The organism is Streptomyces sp. NPDC048001 (genome assembly GCF_043203115.1).
GTDB classification, from domain to species: domain Bacteria; phylum Actinomycetota; class Actinomycetes; order Streptomycetales; family Streptomycetaceae; genus Streptomyces; species Streptomyces sanyensis.
This window is the reverse complement of sequence record NZ_JBIDBN010000009.1, coordinates 275,382-295,680: the sequence shown is the minus strand read 5'-3', so window position 1 is coordinate 295,680 and position 20,299 is coordinate 275,382. Positions and strand designations below refer to the sequence as shown.

The window sequence follows — 20,299 nt, the reverse complement described above, 5'->3', positions numbered from 1 at the left end:
CCGCGGCCCATCATGCCGGGCGGGGCCCCGCGGACCGTGGAGGACGCGTTCGGTACTGTCGGCGGCGATGGACAAGACCCTGATCGTGACCAACGACTTCCCGCCCCGGCCCGGTGGCATCCAGGCGTTCCTCCACAACATGGCCCTGCGCCTGGAGCCCGGGCGGCTCGTCGTCTACGCCTCCACCTGGAAGCGGGGCCGGGAGGGCGCGGAGGCGACCAGGGCCTTCGACGAGGAGCAGCCCTTCACCGTCGTCCGCGACCGCGCCACGATGCTGCTGCCGACGCCCCGGGTCACCCGCCGGGCCGCGGGGCTGCTGCGCGAACACGGCTGCACCTCGGTGTGGTTCGGCGCCGCGGCCCCGCTCGGGCTGATGGCCCCCGCGCTGCGCCGGGCGGGCGCCCGGCGGATCGTCGCCACCACCCACGGGCACGAGGCGGGCTGGGCGCAGCTGCCGGTCGCCCGCGGGCTGCTGCGCCGGATCGGCGAGGGCACGGACACGCTCACCTACCTGGGCGAGTACACGCGCGCGAGGATCGCCTCGGCGCTCACCCCGGAGGCCGCCGGGCGGATGGTGCAGCTGCCGCCCGGCGTCGACGAGAAGACCTTCCACCCCGGCTCCGGGGGCGACGAGGTCCGCGCCCGGCTCGGCCTGGCCGACCGCCCGGTGGTGGTGTGCGTGTCGCGGCTGGTCCCGCGCAAGGGCCAGGACACGCTCATCCGCGCGATGCCCGCCGTGCTGTCCGCCGTCCCCGACGCCGTCCTGCTGGTCGTCGGCGGGGGCCCCTACGAGCGGGAGCTCCACCGGCTCGCCGAGGAGACGGGCGTGGCCGGCTCGGTGCGCTTCACCGGTGCCGTGCCCTGGGCGGAGCTGCCCGCCCACTACGGCGCGGGGGACGTCTTCGCCATGCCCTGCCGCACCCGGCGCGGGGGCCTGGACGTGGAGGGCCTCGGCATCGTCTACCTGGAGGCCTCGGCCACCGGCCTGCCGGTCGTGGCGGGGGACTCCGGCGGGGCGCCGGACGCGGTCCTCGACGGCGAGACGGGCTGGGTGGTGCGCGGGAGCGCCCCCGAGGAGTCCGCCGAGCGGATCACCGCCCTGCTGGAGGACCCGGCGCTGCGCCGCCGCATGGGCGAGCGCGGCCGGGCCTGGGTGGAGGAGCGCTGGCGCTGGGACCTGCTGGCCGAGCGGCTGAAGGAGCTGCTGTAGGGACCGGCGCGGGTACGCCCGGGCCCCGGCGGCGGGCCGCCGGGGCCGTGCGGGGGCCGGGGGCGCTCAGGAGGCGTAGATCGACTCGATCTCGTCCGCGAAGTCCTTGGCCACCATGGCCCGCTTCAGCTTCAGCGAGGGCGTGATGTGCCCCGCCTCCTCCGTGAACTGGGTGGCCAGGACGCGGAACCTGCGCACGGACTCGGCCTTGGACACCGCCGCGTTGCCGTCGTCCACCGCCCGCTGGACCTCCGCCAGCAGCTCCGGGTCCTCGCGGAGCGAGGCGGCGGTGGAGCCGGCGGGCTTGCCGTTGTCCGCGGCCCAGCGCGCCAGGAACTCCTCGTCCAGGGTCACCAGCGCACCCACGAACGGGCGGCCGTCCCCGACGACCATGCACTCCGCCACCAGGGCGTGCGCCCGGATGCGGTCCTCGATGACGGCGGGTGCCACGTTCTTGCCGCCCGCGGTGACCAGGATCTCCTTCTTGCGGCCCGTGATGGACAGATAGCCGTCCTCGTCGAGGGTGCCGATGTCCCCCGTGTGGAACCAGCCCTCGGTGAGCGCCTCGGCCGTGGCCGCCTCGTTGTTCCAGTAGCCCGAGAACAGGTGCTCGCCGTGCAGCAGCACCTCGCCGTCGTCGGCGATGCGCACCACGGAGCCGGGCAGCGGCTGGCCGACCGTGCCGATCTTCTGGCGGTCCCAGGGGTTGAACGCGGTGGCCGCGCAGCTCTCGGTGAGCCCGTAGCCCTCCAGGACCGTGAAGCCGATGCCGCGGAAGAAGTGGCCGAGGCGCTCGCCGAGCGGCGCGCCGCCGGAGATCGCGTACTCGCCCCGGCCGCCCAGCACCGCGCGCAGCTTGCCGAAGACGAGCTTGTCGAAGACCTTGTGCCGGATCCGCAGCCCGAGGGAGGGGCCGGACGGGGTCGCCAGCGCGCGGCTGTAGTCGATCGCCGTGCGGGCGGCCCGGTCGAAGACGGCGCCCTTGCCGTCGGCCTGGGCCTTGGCGCGCGCCGCGTTGTAGACCTTCTCGAAGACGCGCGGCACCCCGAGGATGAGCGTCGGGCGGAAGGAGGCCAGCTCGTCGGTGAGGTTCTTGATGTCCGGGACGCACCCGAGCTTGATCGGCGCCATCACCGAGGCGACCTCGACCAGCCGCCCGAAGACGTGCGCCGCGGGAAGGAAGAGCAGGACCGAGCACTCGCCCGTGCGGAACAGCGGCCTCAGCCGCTCCACGACGTTGCCGCACTCGGCGAAGAACGCCCGGTGGGTCAGGACGCACCCCTTGGGGCGACCGGTGGTCCCGGAGGTGTAGACGATGGTCGCCGGGTCGTCCGCGCGGGCCGCGGAGCTGCGCTCGTCGACCACCTCGTCGGCGATCCCCGCGCCCGCCGCGGCCAGCTCCCCGACGGCACCCGCGTCGATCCCCCAGACGTGCCGCAGCTCCGGGAGGCTGCCGCGCACCGACTCCACGGCGGCCGCGTGCGCCTCGGTCTCCACCAGCACGGCGACGGCGCCCGAGTCCCCGAGGATCCAGGAGACCTGCTCGGCGGAGCTGGTCTCGTACACCGGCACGGTCACCGCCCCGGCGCTCCAGATCGCGAAGTCCAGCTGCACCCACTCGTAGCGGGTCCGGGAGATCAGGCCCACCCGGTCGCCCGGGCGGATGCCCGCGGCGATCAGGCCCTTGGCCGCGGCACGGACCTCCGCCAGGAACTGCACGGCCGTGACGTCGGTCCAGACTCCGGCGACCTTGCGGCCCATGACGGCCACATCCGGATGCTGAGCGGCATTGCGGCGGATGAGATCCGTCAGGTTGCCGTCCGTGGGGACCTCGTACAGGGCCGGAAGGCTGAACTCGCGCAAGACTGCTGCTCCTCATCGGGCTCCGGCGCCACGGCTCTGTGGTGCGCCGGCTGCGGTCCACAGTCGGGCAGGTGCTCAGTGGGGGTGAGCACGACTGGACTGCCCGGACGTTACCCATCGGTAGTCGGTTCTCGATAGGGGTTCCCGGCCAATGTTCCGCGCGTCACACGGTCCCGGCCGGACCTCGGGGGAAGTATCCCACTCTCCGATGGCGGCCGAGTAACCGCAGGTGAAAGCCTCTGTCGGAGGGCGGTGGCGTCCTCGTAGGCTGGCCGCCATGCGAGGGATGCGAGTCAACGTGGTCAGCGATGTGCACGGCAACGCCGAGGATCTGGCCACCGCGGGCGAGGGGGCCGACGCCCTGCTCTGCCTCGGTGACCTGGTGCTCTTCCTCGACTACGCGGACCACTCGCGCGGTATCTTCCCGGACCTGTTCGGCGTGGAGAACGCCCACCGGATCGTGGAGCTGCGCACGGCCCGCCGGTTCGAGGAGGCCAGGGTCCTCGGCCGCCGGCTGTGGGCGGAGCTCGGAGCCGACCGCACCGAGGTCATCGAGTCCGCCGTCCGGCGGCAGTACGCGGAACTGTTCGCGGCCTTCCCCACACCGACGTACGCCACCTACGGCAATGTCGACATCCCCCGTCTGTGGCCGGAGTTCGCCCGGCCCGGCACCACCGTCCTCGACGGCCAGCGGGCCGAGATCGGCGGCCGGGTCTTCGGCTTCGTCGGCGGCGGCCTCACCACTCCCATGCGCACCCCCTACGAGATCTCCGACGAGGAGTACGCCGCCAAGGTCGAGGCCCTCGGCGAGGTGGACGTGCTCTGCTCGCACATCCCGCCGGACGTGCCGGAGCTGACCTACGACACGGTCGCCCGGCGCTTCGAGCGCGGCAGCCGGGCCCTGCTGGAGGCGATCCACCGCGTCCGCCCGCGCTACGCCCTCTTCGGTCACGTCCACCAGCCGCTGGCCCGCCGGATGCGCATCGGGGCGACCGAGTGCGTCAACGTCGGCCACTTCGCCTCCACCGGGCGGCCCTGGTCGCTGGAGTGGTGAGCCCCGCCCGCCGCGCCCCCCCGCCGCGCCCCCGCCCGGCCCGCCTCCCGCCTCCCCGCCCCGGCCGCCCGGCCCGTCCGGCCGCTCCCCGCCCCGGTGGACCGGGCGCCGGGGCGAGGGCGCGGTCGCGATAGCCTGCACCCCGTCACACGCCCCCGGTACCACCGCACCGTCAAGGAGCCGCAGCGATGGCGGAACACACCAGTTCGAGCATCACGATCGATGCGCCTCCTGCCGAGGTGATGGGCGTGATCGCCGACTTCGGCCGCTACCCCGAGTGGACCGGCGAGGTGAAGGAGGCCGAGGTGCTGGCCTCCGACGCCCAGGGCCGCGCCGAGCAGGTCCGCCTGGTCCTCGACGCCGGTGCGATCAAGGACGACCACACCCTCGCCTACACCTGGCACGGTGCCGACGAGGTCAGCTGGACCCTGGTGAAGTCCCAGATGCTGCGGGCCCTCGACGGCACCTACCGCCTCGCCCCCGCGGGCGGCGGCGACCGCACGGAGGTCACCTACCAGCTCACCGTGGACGTCAAGATCCCCATGCTCGGGATGATCAAGCGCAAGGCGGAGAAGGTCATCATCGACCGCGCCCTGGCCGGTCTGAAGAAGCGGGTCGAGAGCGGCGCCGGCGCCTGATGCGCAGGGTCCTCGTCACCGGCCTCGGCGGCGCGGGCCGCACCACCGTGGCCGCCTCCGCGGCCCTCGCCTGCGCCGCCCGGGGCGAACGCACCCTGCTGCTGTCCCCGGCCGCCGACGTCCCCCTGGAGCGGCCCGTGACGGGCACTCCCGAGGCGCCCACCGCCGTGGCCGACCGCCTCTGGGCCGCTCGGACCGACCCGGCCGGCGACTTCCGGGCCGAGTTCCTCGACCTCCAGCAGCGCCTGTCGACGGGCCTGGACCTGCTCGGCGCGGCCCGGCTGGAGGAGGACGAACTCACCGAGCTCCCCGGCAGCGGTGCCTTCGCCCTGCTGCGCTCCCTGGCCGCCGCCTCCCGGGGCGACTGGGACGTCCTCGTCGTCGACATGCCCCCGCTGGCGGAGGCGCTGGCCGCGCTGGCACTGCCCGAGGAGCTCCGCCGCTACCTGCGCAGGCTGCTGCCCCCGGAGCGCCAGGCGGCGCGCGCCCTGCGCCCGGTCCTCGCCCAGCTGGCCGGGGTCCCGATGCCCGCGCAGTGGCTCTACGAGACGGCCGCGCGCTGGGACGCCGAACTCGCCGGGGTCCAGGCGCTGGTCGCATCCCGCGGCACGGGTCTGGCCCTGGTCGCCGAGCCCGGGCCGGCCGCCGCCGACGCCCTGCGGACCGGCCGGGCCGGGCTGAGCCTCTTCGGCCACCGCCTGGACGCCCTGGTCGCCAACCGCTGCGTGCCCGGCGACTCGCCGGACCCCTGGCTGGCCTCGCTCGCCGCCCAGCAGCACAAGTGCACGACCGAATGGCGTGCCGTCCCGCCCGGCGGGCCCGCCGGCGCCGCGCTCGTCGAGGTGCCGCACCTCGGCCGCGACCCCCGCGGGCCGGAGGACCTCGAAAGCCTCGGCACCGGCCCGCTCGCCCCCGCCCGGGACGGTGGCGGCCCGCCGTCCGAGGACGGGGCGGACGGGGCACGGCCCGCGCCCTGGACCGTGCTGGACCGGCGCACCGAGGACGGCACCCTCACCCTCCGGCTGCCGCTGCCCGGCGCCGTCAAGGAGGAGCTGTCGCTCGTCCGCCGCGGGGACGAACTCCTGCTCACCGTCGGGCCGTTCCGCAGGATCGTGCCCCTGCCCTCGGCCCTGCGGCGCTGCACCGTGTCCGGAGCGGCCCTGCGCGAGGGCGTGCTGGGCGTCCGCTTCACGCCCGACCCCGGCCTCTGGCCGCGCACCCGCTGAAGGCGGCACCGCCGTTCGGGTACCGTCGAAGCAGCGGGCAGCAGCCCGCCGCCCGTCCTGCCGCAGGAGTACGCCATGAGCGATGCCACCCAGCGCCCCGACGTCGACGAGGACGCCTGGGCGACGGCGTGCGAGGAGGATCTGCGGGCGGAGCAGGCCCGCCGCCGCGCGACCCACGGGACGCCCCCCGGCTCCGCCGCGGACGAGTTCCGCAGGCTGCTGGACGCCGTCGCCGACAAGGTCTCCGCCTTCCCCTCCTCGCTGCCCGGCAAGGCCGCGCAGAGCGCCGTGCAGCAGTTCGTGGACCAGGCGAAGGCCGTGGTGGAGCCGGTCGTCGAGCGGAACCCGCAGGTCTTCGACTACCTCGCCGCCGCGGGCGGCGAGCTGCTCGCCGCCTACCGCTCCGCCGTCGAGGGCCAGGAGCAGCGCTGGACCCGCGGAGCCCGGGAACCACAGGCGCCCCAGGAGCCCGGCCGCGGCCCCGGCGAGGACCCCGGACCGACCGAGCGCATCGACCTGGACTGACCGGACGGGGGCCGCCCCTCGGGTACGGTTGGCCGTAGCGGGGCTCGACCGAATACTGAGGGACACATGGGACTCACCATCGGCGTCGACATCGGCGGCACGAAGATCGCGGCGGGCGTGGTCGACGAAGAGGGCACCATTCTCGAAACGCACACCGTGCCCACGCCGTCGACGCCCGAGGGCATCGTCGACGCGATCTGCACCGCCGTCGCGGGAGCCGGCGAGGGGCAGGACATCGAGGCCGTCGGGATCGGCGCCGCGGGCTACGTCGACGACAAGCGTGCCACCGTCCTGTTCGCACCCAACATCGACTGGCGCCACGAACCGCTGAAGGACAAGGTCGAACAGCGCGTCGGCCTCCCCGTCGTCGTGGAGAACGACGCCAACGCCGCAGCCTGGGGCGAGTACCGCTTCGGCGCGGGCCAGGGCCACGACGACGTCATCTGCATCACCCTCGGCACCGGGCTGGGCGGCGGCATCATCATCGGGAACAAGCTGCGCCGCGGACGCTTCGGCGTCGCCGCCGAGTTCGGCCACATCCGGGTGGTGCCCGACGGGCTGCTGTGCGGCTGCGGCAGCCAGGGCTGCTGGGAGCAGTACGCCTCCGGCCGCGCCCTGGTCCGCTACGCCAGGCAGCGTGCCAACGCCACGCCCGAGCACGCCTCCGTCCTGCTCGGCCTCGGCGACGGGACCGTCGAGGGGATCCAGGGCAAGCACATCAGCCAGGCCGCGCGGCAGGGCGACAAGGTGGCCGTCGACTCCTTCCGGGAGCTGGCGCGCTGGGCCGGGGCGGGCCTGGCCGACCTGGCCTCGCTCTTCGACCCCTCGGCCTTCATCGTCGGCGGCGGGGTCTCCGACGAGGGCGACCTCGTCCTCGACCCCATCCGCAAGTCCTTCCGCCGCTGGCTGATCGGCGGCAACTGGCGTCCGCACGCCCAGGTGCTCGCCGCCCGGCTGGGCGGCAGGGCCGGACTCGTGGGAGCCGCCGACCTCGCCCGCCAGGGCTGAACCACCGGCCCGTCCCGGGCCCGCGCCCCGTGCCCGCCGCGTCCTCGGCCGAACGCGGCGGGCACCGCCGTATCGTGACCGCCATGCCGCTCCGTACGCTGCCCGACCTGCCGGAATCCCGTACCGAGCCGGACGGTTCCGCACTGGTCCGGGTCCTGAGCTACAACCTGCGCTCCCTGCGCGACGACGAGGAGGCGCTGGCCCGGGTCGTGCGGGCCTGCCGCCCCGACCTCCTCCTCGCCCAGGAGGCGCCCCGGTTCTTCCGCTGGCGCAAGCACGCGGCGCGCCTCGCGGCCGCCACCGACCTGGTGATGCTCTCCGGGGGCGCGACCGCGGCCGGCCCGCTGCTGCTCTGCTCGCTGCGGGCCGCCGTCGAGCACACCGAGGACATCCTGCTGCCGCGCACCCCCGGCCTCCACCGGCGGGGCTTCGCCACCGCCGTGGTCCGCGTCGCCGGGGCCCGGCTCGGCGTCGTCAGCTGCCACCTGAGCCTCCAGGAGGCCGAGCGCCGCGACCAGGCGCGGATGCTCCTGGAGCACCTCGCCTCCCTGGGGGCGCCCCATGCGGTGGTCGCCGGGGACGTCAACGAGCCGCCCGCGGGCCGTTCCTTCCGGCTGCTCGCCGGCACCCTGCGGGACTGCCGCGCGGTGCGCCCCTGGGGCGACGAGGCCACCCACCCCTCGGCCGCCCCCCGGCGGCGGATCGACGCGGTCTTCACCACCCCGGGCGTCGAGGTGCTCGGTTGCGGCGTCCCCAGGGGGCTGCCGGGCGTGGCCGAGGACGACCTGAGGGCCGCCACCGACCACCTGCCCGTGCTCGCCGCGCTCCGCGTCCCCGCGGCGTCCGCGCCACCCCGCTGACCGGGCCCGGTCAGACGACCGCGCCGCGGCCCGGGTCGTCGTAGTCGTCGTCGCCCGAGGACATCCGGGCCACCAGTGTGGCGAAGCCGCCGAGGAACCCGCCGATGCACAGCGTCGTCAGCCACCAGGTCATGTCCCACTGCAGCAGCACGGCGACCAGCATCAGCACCGGCCCGCCGATCACCGCCAGCCAGGCGAACTTCGCCGTGACGTCCGCCTCCGGCAGCGGAGGGGGCTCCGGCGGCACGAAGTGCCCCTCGTCGCCCTCGTCCTGCTCCCCGTCCGCGGCGCCGCCGTCCGGTTCGGCCACCTGGTAGTCGCGGGGGCCGCCCCCGACGCCGGGGGCGAAGGTGACCGAGCCGCCCAGCGGCCGGGCGGGCGGTTCGGCCGGGGGCTTCCCCTCCGTCTCGTCCTCCAGCAGGGCCAGGTCCTCGACCGACCGGAAGGGCTTGGCGCCCGGCGGATCGGCCGGCTCCTCGCCGTACCCGGCGACGATCGCCGCCCAGGCGGCCTCCTCGTCGATCGGCTGCGGCTCACGGTCCGCGTCGTGCTGCTCAGCCACCGGTCCCACTCCCTCCCGAGGTCTCCGCCGCCGGGGCCCCGACGGCCCCGGCCCGTGGAGCGAGCCGGCTCACGAACGCATGGCTCTCTTCGAAGATCCGCTCCGCATCATGGTCCAACGTCGCCACATGGCGGCTGTGTTCCAGCAGCACCTCCGTGACGTCCACCGAGGAGACCCGGGCGAGGACGCGGGCGGAGTCGGCCGGGTCGACCACGCCGTCCTCGGCGCTGTGCAGGAGCAGCAGCGGCTGGGTGACCTGCGGCAGCTCGCGGTCGACGACCCGCAGGAAGCGCCGCGCCGAATCCGCCGCGTGCAGCGGCACCCGGTCGTACCCCGTCCCGGTCGCGCCCGGCCGGGCGATGTCCCCGACGATCCCGGGGCCCGACGGCACCAGGTGGCGCACCACCGGCAGCAGCCGCCCCCGTACGCCGTGCACCCGGTTGGCCGGGTTGACCACCGCGACGCCCCGGACCGCGTCCCCGTGCCGCGCGGCCAGCCGCAGCGCGAGCGCCCCGCCGAGGGACAGGCCGAAGACGAAGACGTCCCGGCACCGGCCGCGCAGGGCCGCCAGCTCGCGGTCCACCTCCGCGTACCAGTCCTGCCAGCCCGTCACCCGGAGGTCCTGCCAGCGGGTGCCGTGGCCGGGGAGCAGGGGCAGCGACACCGTCAGGCCCCGGGCCGCCAGGAACGAGGCCCAGGGGCGCAGCGGCTGCGGGGAACCGGTGAAGCCGTGGCAGAGGAGGACGCCGACCTCACCGCCTTCATGGCGGTAGGGCTCGGCTCCGGGGAGGACCGGCACCAAGATCTCCTGTTCGTGAGGCGCGGGCGGGGCGCTGCGCGCAGGCCGCCGGTACGCGGGAGGCGGGGTCGCTCCTCACGGTACGCGACCGGGCCGACACCGACCAGGGCCGTCGCGCTCCCGGCCGGACCGGGACGGGGGCGCCGGGGCGGCCACGGGATAAGGTCTGTTCGAGAGCACACAGGAGGATTTCGAGTTGATCTACGGCGCCATGAAGTTCTCCATCGGGGGATCGCTGAAGCTCGCGTTCAGACCCTGGGTGGAAGGGCTGGAGCACATCCCGGCCGAGGGACCCGCGATCCTCGCCAGCAACCACCTGTCGTTCTCGGACTCCTTCTTCCTGCCCGCGGTGCTGGACCGCAAGGTCACCTTCATCGCCAAGGCGGAGTACTTCACCTCCCCCGGGGTCAAGGGCAGGCTGACCGCCGCGTTCTTCAAGGGCGTCGGCCAGCTGCCGGTGGACCGTTCGGGTGCCCGGGGCGCCGGTGAGGCCGCGATCAAGGCCGGTATCGAGGTCATCGAGTCCGGCGGGCTCTTCGGCATCTACCCGGAGGGCACCCGCTCCCCCGACGGCCGCCTCTACCGCGGCAAGCCCGGCGGGCTGGCCCGGGTGGCGCTGGCGACCGGCGCACCGGTCATCCCCGTCGCCATGATCGACACCGAGAAGATCCAGCCGCCCGGCAAGGTCGTCCCCAAGCTCATGCGCCCCGGCATCCGGATCGGGGCGCCCCTCGACTTCAGCCGCTACCACGGCATGGACGGCGACCGCTTCATCCTGCGCTCGGTGACCGACGAGGTCATGTACGAGATCATGAAGCTCTCCGGCCAGGAGTACGTGGACGTCTACGCCACCGCCGCCAAGCGCGCCATCGCCGAGGCGGAGAAGGCGCAGAAGGAGGCGGACAAGGAGGCGGAGAAGGCCCGCAGGGAGGCCCAGAAGGCCGCGCGGCCGGAGCGGCCGGCGGCCTAGCACCGCAGCGCTGCGGGGCCGTGGCGGCCCGTGCCGGCGGATCCGGGCGGTACCCGAGCGGGAGGGGAGGGGCGATGGACGGTCGCGGTCGGGCCGTGCGGATGTCGGTCGAGCTGCCGCTGTGGCGCGCGCTCGCCGGCTACCGGGTGCTCACCCTGGTCTACGCGGTGCTGATCTTCGTCTTCGGGCAGGACCGGTTCGAGCGCCCGGGCGTCGCCGTGGGCGTCCTCGCCGTGATGGCCGTCTGGACGCTCGCCACCCTGCCCCGGGTGTCGAGCGCGGCCCGCTGCACCCGCCCCTTCCTCGCCGTCGACCTCGCCATCGCCCTCACCGGCATCCTGCTCACCCCGCTCGCCGACGCCCACGCGCAGACCCACGACGGGCCCACGCTGCCCTCGATCTGGACCGCGGGCTCGGTGCTCGCCTTCGCCCTCAAGGGCGGCTGGCGCTGGGCGGGTTTCGCCTCCTCCCTGGTGGCCGTCGCCAACATCGTCCAACGGGGCGAGCCGAGCGCCGACACCTTCCACAACGTCCTGCTGGTCTGGGTCGCCTCGATCGCCATCGGCTACGTGGTCGAGGTCGCCCGCGCCTCCGAGCGCACACTCGCACGGGCCCTGGAGATCGAGGCCGCGACCCGGGAGCGGGAGCGCCTGGCCCGGGACATCCACGACGGCGTGCTCCAGGTGCTCGCGATGGTCCAGCGGCGCGGCACCGCCCTCGGCGGCGAGGCGGCCGAGCTGGGCCGGATGGCCGGCGAGCAGGAGGTCGCCCTGCGCACCCTGGTCTCCGGCGGACTCGTGCCCCCCTCGCGCAGCCCGGAGGCCGCACCCGCCCCCGCGGAGAACGCCCCCGCGGAGAGCGGGCCCGCCGGGCCGGTGGACCTGCGGACGCTGCTGGCGCCCTGCGCCGGCGCCCGGGTGACGCTCTCCGAGCCCGGGGCCCCGGTCCTCCTCCCGCCGGGGGCGGCACGGGAACTCGCCGCCGCGGTCGGCGCCGCACTGGACAACGTCCGCCGGCACGCGGGTGACGCGGCCTCCGCCTGGATCCTGGTGGAGGACTGGCCCGACGAGGTGGTCGTCACCGTGCGGGACGACGGTCCGGGCATTCCGGAGGGCAGGCTCGCGCAGGCCGAGGGGGAGGGGCGCCTCGGCGTGGCCCAGTCCATCCGCGGCAGGCTGCGGGACCTCGGCGGCAGGGCCGAGCTGCTCTCGGTGCCCGGCCAGGGCACGGAGGTCGAGTTGACGGTTCCCCGGGGGAAGGCGGACACATGAGCGAAGCACGGCCGATCACGGTGATGGTCGTCGACGACCACCCGATGTGGCGGGACGCGGTCGCCCGCGACCTCTCCGAGGCGGGCATGGAGGTCGTGGCCACGGCGGGCGACGGGGCGGCGGCCGTGCGGCGGGCGCAGGCCGCGGCGCCCGACGTCCTGGTCCTGGACCTCAACCTGCCGGAGCTGCCGGGGGTGCAGGTGTGCAAGGAGCTGGTGGGCGCGCTGCCGGGACTGCGGGTCCTGGTGCTGTCGGCGAGCGGGGAGCACGCGGACGTGCTGGAGGCGGTCAAGTCGGGGGCCACCGGCTACCTGGTGAAGTCGGCGAGCACCGAGGAGCTCACCGAGGCCGTGCGCCGCACCGCCGCCGGGGACCCGGTGTTCACCCCGGGCCTCGCGGGCCTGGTGCTCGGGGAGTACCGCAGGCTCGCCTCGGAGCCCGCGCCGCCGGCCGGGGGCGGGCGGGACAAGGCACCGCGGCTGACCGACCGGGAGACCGAGGTGCTCCGCCTGGTGGCCAAGGGCCTGTCCTACAAGCAGATCGCGGAGCGGCTGGTCATCTCGCACCGGACGGTGCAGAACCACGTCCAGAACACCCTGGGCAAGCTGCAGCTCCACAACCGCGTGGAGCTGGTCCGCTACGCCATCGAGGCGGGCCTGGACGAGGCCTGAGCCGCGGCGCCCCCGTGTCCGGGAGGCGGCGTGCCGCCGGGAGGAGCCCCGGGCACCCGACCGGGAGGGCAGAATGCGGCACGTCCCCCCGGGCCCCCGGCCCGGCACCCGCCCCACCCCTGGGAGTGACCGTGGAAGTCCTCGCCTTCGGCGTCCAGGCCGACGAACGGCCCCTCATCGAGGAGGCGTTCTCCGGCCGGCACGAACTGCACTGCACGGACGTCTTCCTCGGCGCCGACACCGCCCCGATGGCCGCGGGCTACGAGGCCGTCTCCACCAGCGTCAACGCCCGGCTCGACGCCCGGGTGCTCCAGACGCTCGCCGTCGGGGGGACGTCGATGATCGCCCAGCGCTCCACCGGGTTCAACAACATCGACCTCGACGTGGCCGAGCGCCTCGGCCTGACCGTCGCCCGGGTCTCGTACTACTCCCCCTACTCGGTGGCCGAGTTCGCCTGGACCCTGGCCATGGCCGTGAACCGCCGTATCGTCCGCGCCGGGAACCGCACCCGCGACTTCGACTTCCGGCTCGACGGGCTGATGGGCCGCGACCTGCGCGGACGCACCGTCGGGGTGATCGGCACCGGCAAGATCGGGGAGGCGTTCACCCGTATCGCCCACGGCTTCGGGATGCGTCTGCTCGGCTGGGACATCGCCCCCAACCCCGCCTGCGAGGCCCTCGGCATGGAGTACGCGACCAAGGAGGAGCTTCTGGCGGAGTCCGACGTCGTCAGCCTCCATGTGCCCCTGGTGCCCGCCACCCACCACCTGCTGGACGCCGCGGCGCTGCGGGCGATGAAGGACGACGCGATCCTGGTGAACTCCAGCCGCGGGGGCCTGGTCGACACCGACGCGCTCGTCGCCGAGCTCCGCAGGGGCCGCTTCTCCGGTGTGGGGCTGGACGTCTACGAGGCGGAGGCCGGGCTTTTCTTCCTCGACAAGTCCGTCGAGGGCATCGACGACGACACCCTGGCGCGGCTGGTCACCTTCCCCCGGGTGGTGGTCACCTCCCACCAGGCGTACTACACCCGGGAAGCGGTCACCCAGATCGCGGAGACCACCGCCCGCAACGTCGACGACTACGTGGCCGGCCGGCGCGGCGAGAACGTGCTCGTCCCCGCCGCGCCGACCGCCTGACCCTGTCTCAGCCCACCGGGACCAGGCCCGCCAGCAGCCCCGCGACCAGAGAGGCGCCGTTCAGCGTCAGGACCGACTCGGGGTGGAACTGCACCCCGGCGAAGCCGGGTCCGCGCACGGCGTGCACATCCCCCGAGGCCGCGTCGCGGCTCACCTCGACGCGGCGCAGCGCGAGCCGGTCCGCCTCCGCCGCGTCGCAGCGGGCGGTGAAGCTGCTGTAGAAGCCGACGGTCTCGGCGCGCCCGAAGAAGTCGATCCGCTCCTGGGCCCCCTGGTACGGATCGTCCTTGCGGACCACCTCCAGGCCGAGTTCGGCCGCCAGCAGCTCGTGTCCCAGGCACACGCCCAGCAGGCCGTGGCGGTGCTCCGCCAGCAGCTCCCGGGCCAGCTCCCGCAGCCGCCGCATCTTCGGCGAGGAGGCGTCCAGGGGGTCGCCCGGGCCGGGCCCGAGGACCACCGGCCCGCGATGGGCGCGCAGCCGCTCCCGAAGACCGGCCGCGTCGTGCCGCACCACCTCCACCTCGGGGCCGCAGGCCCGCAGCAGATGCGCCAGCATGGCGGTGAAGGTGTCCTCGCCGTCCACGACGAGGACGCGGGCGGCCGAGGGCGCGGACCGCTCCTGCATCCGCAGCCAGAACGGCGCCAGCCCGGCCCGGCGCGCGTCCAGCGCGGCCCGCACCCGGGGGTCGTCGGCGAGCCGGGCCCCCGCCGCGGGGGCGGACGCGGGTGCCGGGCGCACCCCCAGGGCCGCCAGGACGCCCGCGGCCTTGGCATGCGTCTCGGCCACCTCCCCGTACGGGTCGGAGCGGCGCACCAGCGTCGCCCCGACCGGCACCCGCAGGGCCCCCGAGGGGGCGATGTCCGCGGTGCGGATCAGGATGGGCGAGTCCATCGTCTGGCGCCCCTGGGCGTCGGTGCCGAGCAGGGCCAGCGCCCCGGCGTAGTAGCCCCGGGCCGTGCCGTCCGCACCGGGCGGCTCGTGCCGCAGGATGACCCGGCAGGCGTTCTCCAGCGGGGAGCCGGTGACGGTGGCGGCGAACATCGTCTCCCTGAGCACCTCGCGCACGTCCCGGGAGGACCGGCCCCTGAGCTCGTACTCGGTGTGGGCGAGGTGCGCCATCTCCCGCAGCCGGGGGCCCACGACCACCCCGCCGCGGTCGCCGACGGCGCACATCATCTTCAGCTCCTCGTCCACCACCATGGACAGCTCCTCGCGCTCCTTGCGGTCGGCGAGGAAGCCCAGCAGCGCCTCGGCGCCCGGCCCCCCGGGCGGATAGCGGAAGGTGCCGCTGATCGGGTTCATCACGACGGTGCCGGCGTTCATCCGCACGTGCACCTCGGGGCTCGCCCCCACCAGGGTGCGCTCGCCGGTGTGCACCACGAAGGTCCAGTACGCGCCCCGCTCCCCGGCGAGCAGCCTGCGGAACAGGGCCAGGGCGTCGGCCCGGCCGAAGCCCTCGATCCGCCCGGTGTAGGTGCGCCGGATGACGAAGTTCGCCCCCTCGCCCCGGCCGATCTCCTCCTCGACGACGCGCCGGACGGTCCGCGCGTACTCCTCGTCGCCGGTGTCGAAGGCGCCGTCCTCGACGTGCACGCGGTGGCGGGGCAGCGCCTCCAGCAGCTCGGCGAGGGGCAGCTCGCGGTAGGTCCGGGCCGTGAGCACGGCCAGCGGCGTGCCGTCGTCGTGCACCTCGAAGCCCCGTTCGGCGAGTTGCCTGAAGGGCACCAGCGCCAGGGAGGGCGTCTCGCCCACGGGCAGGTCGGCGAGGCGCCGCACCTGGTGCACCGGGCCGGTGAGCACCTCGGCCCGTGCGTGGTCCCGGCCGGGCGTGCGCCGGTGGAGCAGGGCGAAGGGCTCCTCGCCGCGCAGCAGCTCGGCGACGAGCCGCTGCGCGGAGGGCGGTGCGGCGGGGGAGTGGTCGTGCATGCGGTGTTCCTTCCGTTGCGGAGGAACGGCCGCGGTGCCCGGGACGGACCCGGGGCGGAGAACGCGTCGAGGCCGCCCCTCGGGCGGCCTCGGTGATCGGGTCGGTGCGCGCGATCAGGGGGTGGGCCGCCGAAGAGCGGGCCACCACCAGTCCAGGTTCACGATCTGCTGCGCGGGCACGGGGCGACCCTAGCGCATCCGCCCGCGGTGCCGCCCGCACCGGGCCGGCGCCCCTCCGGTGCGCCGACGGCACCGGGCGGCGGGGCGCCCGGTGCCGTCTCACCTTGTGAGAGCGGGGCTGGACAGGCCGCGGGACCCCGTAGTGTTGACAGGGTGACCGTGAACGCTAAGACCACCGCAGACGGTGGCAACACCTGGCGAGACCTTCCCGCGGCGCAGCAGCCCGAGTACCCGGATGCCGAGGCTCTGCGCGATGTCGTCGCGGACCTCGAGTCGTATCCGCCGCTCGTCTTCGCGGGCGAGTGCGATCAGCTGCGTGCCCGGATGGGCGCTGTCGCCAGGGGCGAGGCGTTCCTCCTCCAGGGCGGCGACTGCGCGGAGGCCTTCGACGCCGTCTCCGCCGACCACATCCGGAACAAGCTGAAGACGCTGCTCCAGATGGGTGCCGTGCTGACGTACGCGGCCTCCGTGCCGGTGGTCAAGGTCGGCCGGATCGCGGGCCAGTACTCCAAGCCGCGCTCCAAGCCCACCGAGACCCGCGACGGGGTGACGCTGCCGACCTACCGGGGCGACTCGGTGAACGGCTTCGACTTCACCGAGAAGGCGCGGGTCCCGGACCCGGAGCGCCTGAAGCGGATGTACCACGCCTCGGCCTCCACGCTGAACCTGGTGCGCGCCTTCACCACCGGTGGCTACGCCGATCTGCGGCAGGTGCACGCCTGGAACCAGGACTTCGTGAAGTCCTCCCCCTCGGGGCAGCGCTACGAGCAGCTGGCGCGGGAGATCGACAACGCCCTCAACTTCATGAAGGCGTGCGGCACCGACCCGGCGGAGTTCCGGACGGTGGAGTTCTTCGCCTCCCACGAGGCGCTGCTGATGGACTACGAGTCGGCGCTCACGCGGGTGGACTCGCGTACCGGGCACCTGTACGACGTGTCGGGCCACATGGTGTGGATCGGCGAGCGGACGCGGCAGCTGGACGGGGCGCACATCGAGTTCGCCTCGCGGATCCGCAACCCCGTCGGGATCAAGCTGGGGCCGACGACCACGGTCGACGAGGCGCTCCAGTACGTCGAGCGGCTGGACCCGGAGCGCGAGCCGGGCCGGCTGACGTTCATCGTCCGCATGGGCGCGGACAAGGTCCGCGACCGGCTCCCCGAGCTGGTCGAGAAGGTGACGGCCTCCGGCGCCACCGTGGCGTGGGTGACCGACCCGATGCACGGCAACACCTTCGAGGCGGCCTCCGGGCACAAGACGCGGCGCTTCGACGACGTGCTCGACGAGGTCAAGGGCTTCTTCGAGGTCCACAAGGCCCTCGGCACCCACCCGGGCGGCATCCATGTCGAGCTGACCGGCGACGATGTCACGGAGTGCGTGGGCGGCGGTGACGAGATCTTCGTCGACGACCTCCACCAGCGCTACGAGACGGCCTGCGACCCGCGGCTCAACCGCAGCCAGTCCCTCGACCTGGCCTTCCTGGTCGCCGAGATGTACCGCGACCAGTAGCGGTCGGAGCGGCACCGGTGGGGCGCGGATCCGTGTGATCCGCGCCCCACCGCCGTATCCGGGGCTGTCGCACGCCTCGCGCGCCGGGTAAGGTTAGGTTAGCCTCACCGACACGGAGGGCCCGGGAAGCGGGTCCGGCGCATCGGGCGGGGCGTCCCGGGACGGCTCCGTCGGCGCCTCCCGCCCGATTCCCCGAGGGAGGTGAACGGCGTGTACGTCTGCTCGTGCTTCGGCATCACCGAGAAGCAGGTCAAGGAACATGCCGCCGCGGGCGCCTGCACGCCTCGCCAGATCGCCTCCGTCTCCAAGGCCGGCACCGACTGCGGGTCCTGTGTGCGCCGCATACAGGGGCTCCTCGGCCGCGGCGCCTGCCCCCGCCGGGAGCTGGTGGAGCAGGGCGGGGAATCCCTGCTGCCGACCGCCGCACCCGCCCCCGCCTCCGTGCAGCCCGCGGCCGTGCCGGGGCCCGTGCCCGCCCCGCACCCGGCCGCCGCCGCCCTGGGGCGCGCGCTCGACGAGGCCGCCTGACCCGGGCGCCTGCCCCCGCTGCCGCTGGCGCTGCCGCTGCCCGTGCCGCTGCCGCTGCCCGTGCCCTGGCCGTCCGCCGGGCCGTCCGCCGGGCTCAGCTCTCCGGCTGCTCGATCAGCTGTGCGATGTAGAGCGGCTCGCCGAGCTTCTCGATCAGCTCCAGCTGGGTGTCGAGGTAGTCGATGTGGTGCTCCTCGTCCTCCAGGATCGACTCGAAGATGTTCGCCGAGGTGATGTCGCCCTTCGCGCGCATGACCTCGATGCCCCGCTTGAGGCGGTCGATCGCCTCCACCTCCACCTGCCGGTCGGCCTGGAACATCTCCGTGACCGTCTGGCCCACCCGCACGTGGAACAGCCGCTGGTAGTTCGGCAGTCCGTCGAGGAAGAGGATGCGGTCGGTCAGGGTCTCCGCGTGCTTCATCTCGTCGAAGGACTCGGCCCGGGTGTACTTGGCGAGCTTCGTCCAGCCGAAGTTCTCCTGCATCTTCGCGTGCAGGAAGTACTGGTTGATCGCGGTCAGTTCGGCGGTCAGCTGCTCGTTGAGGAACTCGATGACCTCGGGGTCGCCCTGCATCGCAGAGGCTCCTTCCGGTGTGTGGCTGGACGGTCCCGCGCATCCTCGCACCAAGGTCAAAGACCGTCCAGTAAGTTCCCCCTTAGTAGGAGTTGCCCGAATCGGGCCAGACCTGGTCATGACCACCCCTCCCGGTCTGTCACCATGGAAGGCATGGGTCAGCCGGAGAGCCGGGAACAGCGCGCAGCACAGGAGTCCGAGCTTCCGCCGGGACAGCGCATCCAGCGCGGCTGGCCGGTCACCCACTACGGGCCGGTGCCCCGGTTCAAGCCCGACCGCTGGGAGTTCAGGGTCTTCGGGGCCACCGCCGACGGCGACAAGCACTGCTGGAACCACGAGGAGTTCTCGGCGCTGCCGTTCACCACGGTCGTCGGCGACCTGCACTGCGTGACGAAGTTCAGCATGCTGGGGGCCGAATGGGGAGGCGTGGCGGCCCGGACGGTGGTGGACCTCGCCCCGCCCGCGCCCTCGGCCACCCATGTGATGGTCTGGGCCGAGTACGGCTACAGCGCCAATCTGCGCCTCGACGACTTCACCGGGCGGCGGACGCTGCTGGCCACCCACAAGGACGGCGAACTGCTCACCGCCGAGCACGGCTTCCCGCTGCGCCTGGTCGTACCGCAGCTCTACGCCTGGAAGGGCCCCAAATGGGTCCGGGGCATCGAGTACATGACCGCCGACCGGCGCGGCTTCTGGGAGGAGCGCGGCTACCACAACCTCGGCGACCCCTGGAGGGAGCAGCGCTACTCCTACCAGGAGGAGCCCGGGGACGGCCCCGAACTCTGACCCCCGCCGGGCCGCGGCACGCACCCCGGTCGTGCGTCCGGGCGCCACCGGGCGCACGACACGGCCACGTTGTCCGAGCACGCACCCCGGTCGTGTGTGCGGGGCCACCGCCCGCGCCGGCACCCGCACCCGCATCCGGGCCCGTGCGCCGTCAGCGCAGGCGCTTCAGCAGCTCCACGTCCGCCCGGTGGCCGGCCGTCCCGCCCGGTGTCTCGATCACGAAGGGGACGCCCTCGGTGGCGGGGTGGGCCAGCAGTTCCCGGAAGGCCTCCGCCCCGATCGTCCCGTCCCCGATGTTGGCGTGGCGGTCGCGGCGCTCCCCGGCCCCCGCCCGGGAGTCGTTGGCATGGACCAGCCGCAGCCGCCCCGGCCCCACCGCCGCCACCAGCTCGTCCAGCAGCCGCCCGGCGCCCCCGGGAGAGGCCAGGTCGTGGCCCGCCGCGTGGACATGGCAGGTGTCCAGGCAGAAGCCCAGCCGGGGATGGGCGTCCAGCGCCTCCACGTACGCGGCCAGGTCCTCCATCCGGGAGCAGAGCGAGGATCCCTGGCCGGCCGTGGACTCCAGCAGCAGCCAGGGGTCCTCCCGGCCGGTCAGCTCGTCCAGCAGCGGCAGCATCCGCTCCCGCACCTGCGCCAGCGCGGTCGCCCGCGCGCGGCCGCCGGTCGCCGAACCGGTGTGCACCACCACGCCGAGCGCCCCGATCTCCCCGGCCCGGCGCAGGGAGTGCCGCAGCGAGTGCACCGAGTGCTCCACGGTCGCCTCGGTGTGCGAGCCGAAGTTGATCAGGTACGGGGCGTGCACCCAGGCCGACAGGTCCTCTGCCGCGCAGGCGGCCCGGAACTTCTCGTCCTGCGCCGGGCTGCCCGCGGGCGTGGCCCAGCCGCGGGGATTGGCCACGAAGACCTGCACGGCCTCCGCGCCCAGCTCACGGGCGTAGGCCAGGCCGGTCGTGGCCAGTCCGCCGGCCACGGGGACATGGCTGCCCACAGGGTTGCGCCTCGGCA

General features: G+C 74.4%; 20 protein-coding genes. 14 read left to right on the top strand and 6 right to left on the bottom strand.

Going from position 1 to position 20,299, the window contains the following annotated elements; translation table 11 throughout:
- Positions 1-67 precede the first annotated feature (67 nt).
- Positions 68-1,210, top strand: coding sequence for a glycosyltransferase family 4 protein (locus tag ACGF15_RS18985; RefSeq protein ID WP_392800295.1), 1,143 nt, complete (start codon positions 68-70; stop codon positions 1,208-1,210).
- Between the two features lie 66 nt (positions 1,211-1,276).
- Here the strand turns inward: ACGF15_RS18985 and ACGF15_RS18980 are convergent, their stop codons facing one another.
- Positions 1,277-3,073, bottom strand: a complete 1,797-nt coding sequence (locus tag ACGF15_RS18980) for an AMP-dependent synthetase/ligase (protein WP_392800292.1) — start codon at positions 3,071-3,073, stop codon at positions 1,277-1,279.
- Between the two features lie 298 nt (positions 3,074-3,371).
- Here ACGF15_RS18980 and ACGF15_RS18975 point away from each other — a divergent pair, with 298 nt between their 5' ends.
- The 6 genes from ACGF15_RS18975 to ACGF15_RS18950 all read left to right on the top strand — a co-directional run bounded on the left by ACGF15_RS18975 (position 3,372) and on the right by ACGF15_RS18950 (position 8,384).
- Positions 3,372-4,127 carry a metallophosphoesterase gene (locus tag ACGF15_RS18975; RefSeq protein WP_345614740.1) on the top strand — a complete coding sequence of 252 codons (756 nt, stop codon included), beginning with the start codon at positions 3,372-3,374 and terminating at the stop codon, positions 4,125-4,127.
- 188 nt (positions 4,128-4,315) lie between these two features.
- Entirely contained in the window at positions 4,316-4,765 is a 450-nt protein-coding gene (locus tag ACGF15_RS18970; RefSeq protein ID WP_256527177.1) for an SRPBCC family protein, read from the top strand.
- The gene (locus ACGF15_RS18965) at positions 4,765-5,991 is read left to right on the top strand and encodes an ArsA-related P-loop ATPase (protein ID WP_362606050.1); all 1,227 of its coding nucleotides are present in this window, start codon (positions 4,765-4,767) and stop codon (positions 5,989-5,991) included. Before ACGF15_RS18970 ends, ACGF15_RS18965 begins: the two co-directional genes overlap by 1 nt.
- Positions 5,992-6,066: 75 nt before the next feature.
- A complete protein-coding gene (locus tag ACGF15_RS18960; RefSeq protein ID WP_392800288.1) occupies positions 6,067-6,516 on the top strand; it encodes a DUF5304 domain-containing protein in 450 nt (149 codons plus the stop codon).
- A gap of 66 nt (positions 6,517-6,582) precedes the next feature.
- The gene (locus ACGF15_RS18955) at positions 6,583-7,524 is read left to right on the top strand and encodes an ROK family glucokinase (protein ID WP_345614592.1); all 942 of its coding nucleotides are present in this window, start codon (positions 6,583-6,585) and stop codon (positions 7,522-7,524) included.
- An 83-nt stretch (positions 7,525-7,607) separates the two neighbouring features.
- Positions 7,608-8,384, top strand: coding sequence for an endonuclease/exonuclease/phosphatase family protein (locus ACGF15_RS18950; protein WP_345614593.1), 777 nt, complete (start codon positions 7,608-7,610; stop codon positions 8,382-8,384).
- A 10-nt stretch (positions 8,385-8,394) separates the two neighbouring features.
- Here the strand turns inward: ACGF15_RS18950 and ACGF15_RS18945 are convergent, their stop codons facing one another.
- Together ACGF15_RS18945 and ACGF15_RS18940 are read right to left on the bottom strand one after the other, a co-directional pair.
- Positions 8,395-8,946 (bottom strand): hypothetical protein, encoded by a 552-nt coding sequence (locus tag ACGF15_RS18945; RefSeq protein WP_345614594.1) that lies wholly within the window; start codon positions 8,944-8,946, stop codon positions 8,395-8,397.
- Positions 8,939-9,745, bottom strand: a complete 807-nt coding sequence (locus ACGF15_RS18940; RefSeq protein WP_392800283.1) for an alpha/beta hydrolase — start codon at positions 9,743-9,745, stop codon at positions 8,939-8,941. The genes ACGF15_RS18945 and ACGF15_RS18940 overlap by 8 nt, the downstream gene beginning before the upstream one ends.
- Positions 9,746-9,956: 211 nt before the next feature.
- Between ACGF15_RS18940 and ACGF15_RS18935 the strand changes: the two genes are divergently transcribed.
- The 4 genes from ACGF15_RS18935 (at position 9,957) to ACGF15_RS18920 (ending at position 13,793) form a co-directional block, all read left to right on the top strand.
- Positions 9,957-10,715 carry a lysophospholipid acyltransferase family protein gene (locus ACGF15_RS18935; RefSeq protein ID WP_345614741.1) on the top strand — a complete coding sequence of 253 codons (759 nt, stop codon included), beginning with the start codon at positions 9,957-9,959 and terminating at the stop codon, positions 10,713-10,715.
- 74 nt (positions 10,716-10,789) lie between these two features.
- On the top strand, positions 10,790-11,986 hold the full coding sequence (gene macS / locus ACGF15_RS18930; protein ID WP_392800280.1) for a MacS family sensor histidine kinase: 1,197 nt from the start codon (positions 10,790-10,792) through the stop codon (positions 11,984-11,986).
- The gene (locus tag ACGF15_RS18925) at positions 11,983-12,657 is read left to right on the top strand and encodes a response regulator transcription factor (RefSeq protein ID WP_345614597.1); all 675 of its coding nucleotides are present in this window, start codon (positions 11,983-11,985) and stop codon (positions 12,655-12,657) included. Before macS ends, ACGF15_RS18925 begins: the two co-directional genes overlap by 4 nt.
- A gap of 131 nt (positions 12,658-12,788) precedes the next feature.
- Entirely contained in the window at positions 12,789-13,793 is a 1,005-nt protein-coding gene (locus ACGF15_RS18920) for a 2-hydroxyacid dehydrogenase (protein ID WP_345614598.1), read from the top strand.
- Between the two features lie 7 nt (positions 13,794-13,800).
- On the opposite strand, the gene ACGF15_RS18915 is transcribed toward ACGF15_RS18920, so the two are convergent.
- Complete coding sequence (locus tag ACGF15_RS18915) at positions 13,801-15,720, bottom strand: anthranilate synthase family protein (protein ID WP_392800276.1); 1,920 nt, start codon at positions 15,718-15,720, stop codon at positions 13,801-13,803.
- 333 nt (positions 15,721-16,053) lie between these two features.
- On the opposite strand from ACGF15_RS18915, the gene ACGF15_RS18910 reads away from it, so the two are divergent.
- Together ACGF15_RS18910 and ACGF15_RS18905 are read left to right on the top strand one after the other, a co-directional pair.
- Complete coding sequence (locus ACGF15_RS18910) at positions 16,054-17,406, top strand: class II 3-deoxy-7-phosphoheptulonate synthase (RefSeq protein ID WP_345614600.1); 1,353 nt, start codon at positions 16,054-16,056, stop codon at positions 17,404-17,406.
- A 210-nt stretch (positions 17,407-17,616) separates the two neighbouring features.
- Positions 17,617-17,934 (top strand): (2Fe-2S)-binding protein, encoded by a 318-nt coding sequence (locus tag ACGF15_RS18905; RefSeq protein WP_345614601.1) that lies wholly within the window; start codon positions 17,617-17,619, stop codon positions 17,932-17,934.
- A 94-nt stretch (positions 17,935-18,028) separates the two neighbouring features.
- Here ACGF15_RS18905 and bfr read toward each other — a convergent pair whose 3' ends face one another.
- Positions 18,029-18,508 carry a bacterioferritin gene (gene bfr / locus ACGF15_RS18900; protein ID WP_345614602.1) on the bottom strand — a complete coding sequence of 160 codons (480 nt, stop codon included), beginning with the start codon at positions 18,506-18,508 and terminating at the stop codon, positions 18,029-18,031.
- A gap of 153 nt (positions 18,509-18,661) precedes the next feature.
- On the opposite strand from bfr, the gene ACGF15_RS18895 reads away from it, so the two are divergent.
- Positions 18,662-19,294 carry a sulfite oxidase-like oxidoreductase gene (locus ACGF15_RS18895; protein WP_345614603.1) on the top strand — a complete coding sequence of 211 codons (633 nt, stop codon included), beginning with the start codon at positions 18,662-18,664 and terminating at the stop codon, positions 19,292-19,294.
- 151 nt (positions 19,295-19,445) lie between these two features.
- On the opposite strand, the gene ACGF15_RS18890 is transcribed toward ACGF15_RS18895, so the two are convergent.
- Positions 19,446-20,282, bottom strand: coding sequence for a deoxyribonuclease IV (locus tag ACGF15_RS18890; RefSeq protein ID WP_345614604.1), 837 nt, complete (start codon positions 20,280-20,282; stop codon positions 19,446-19,448).
- Between the last annotated feature and the right edge of the window lie 17 nt (positions 20,283-20,299).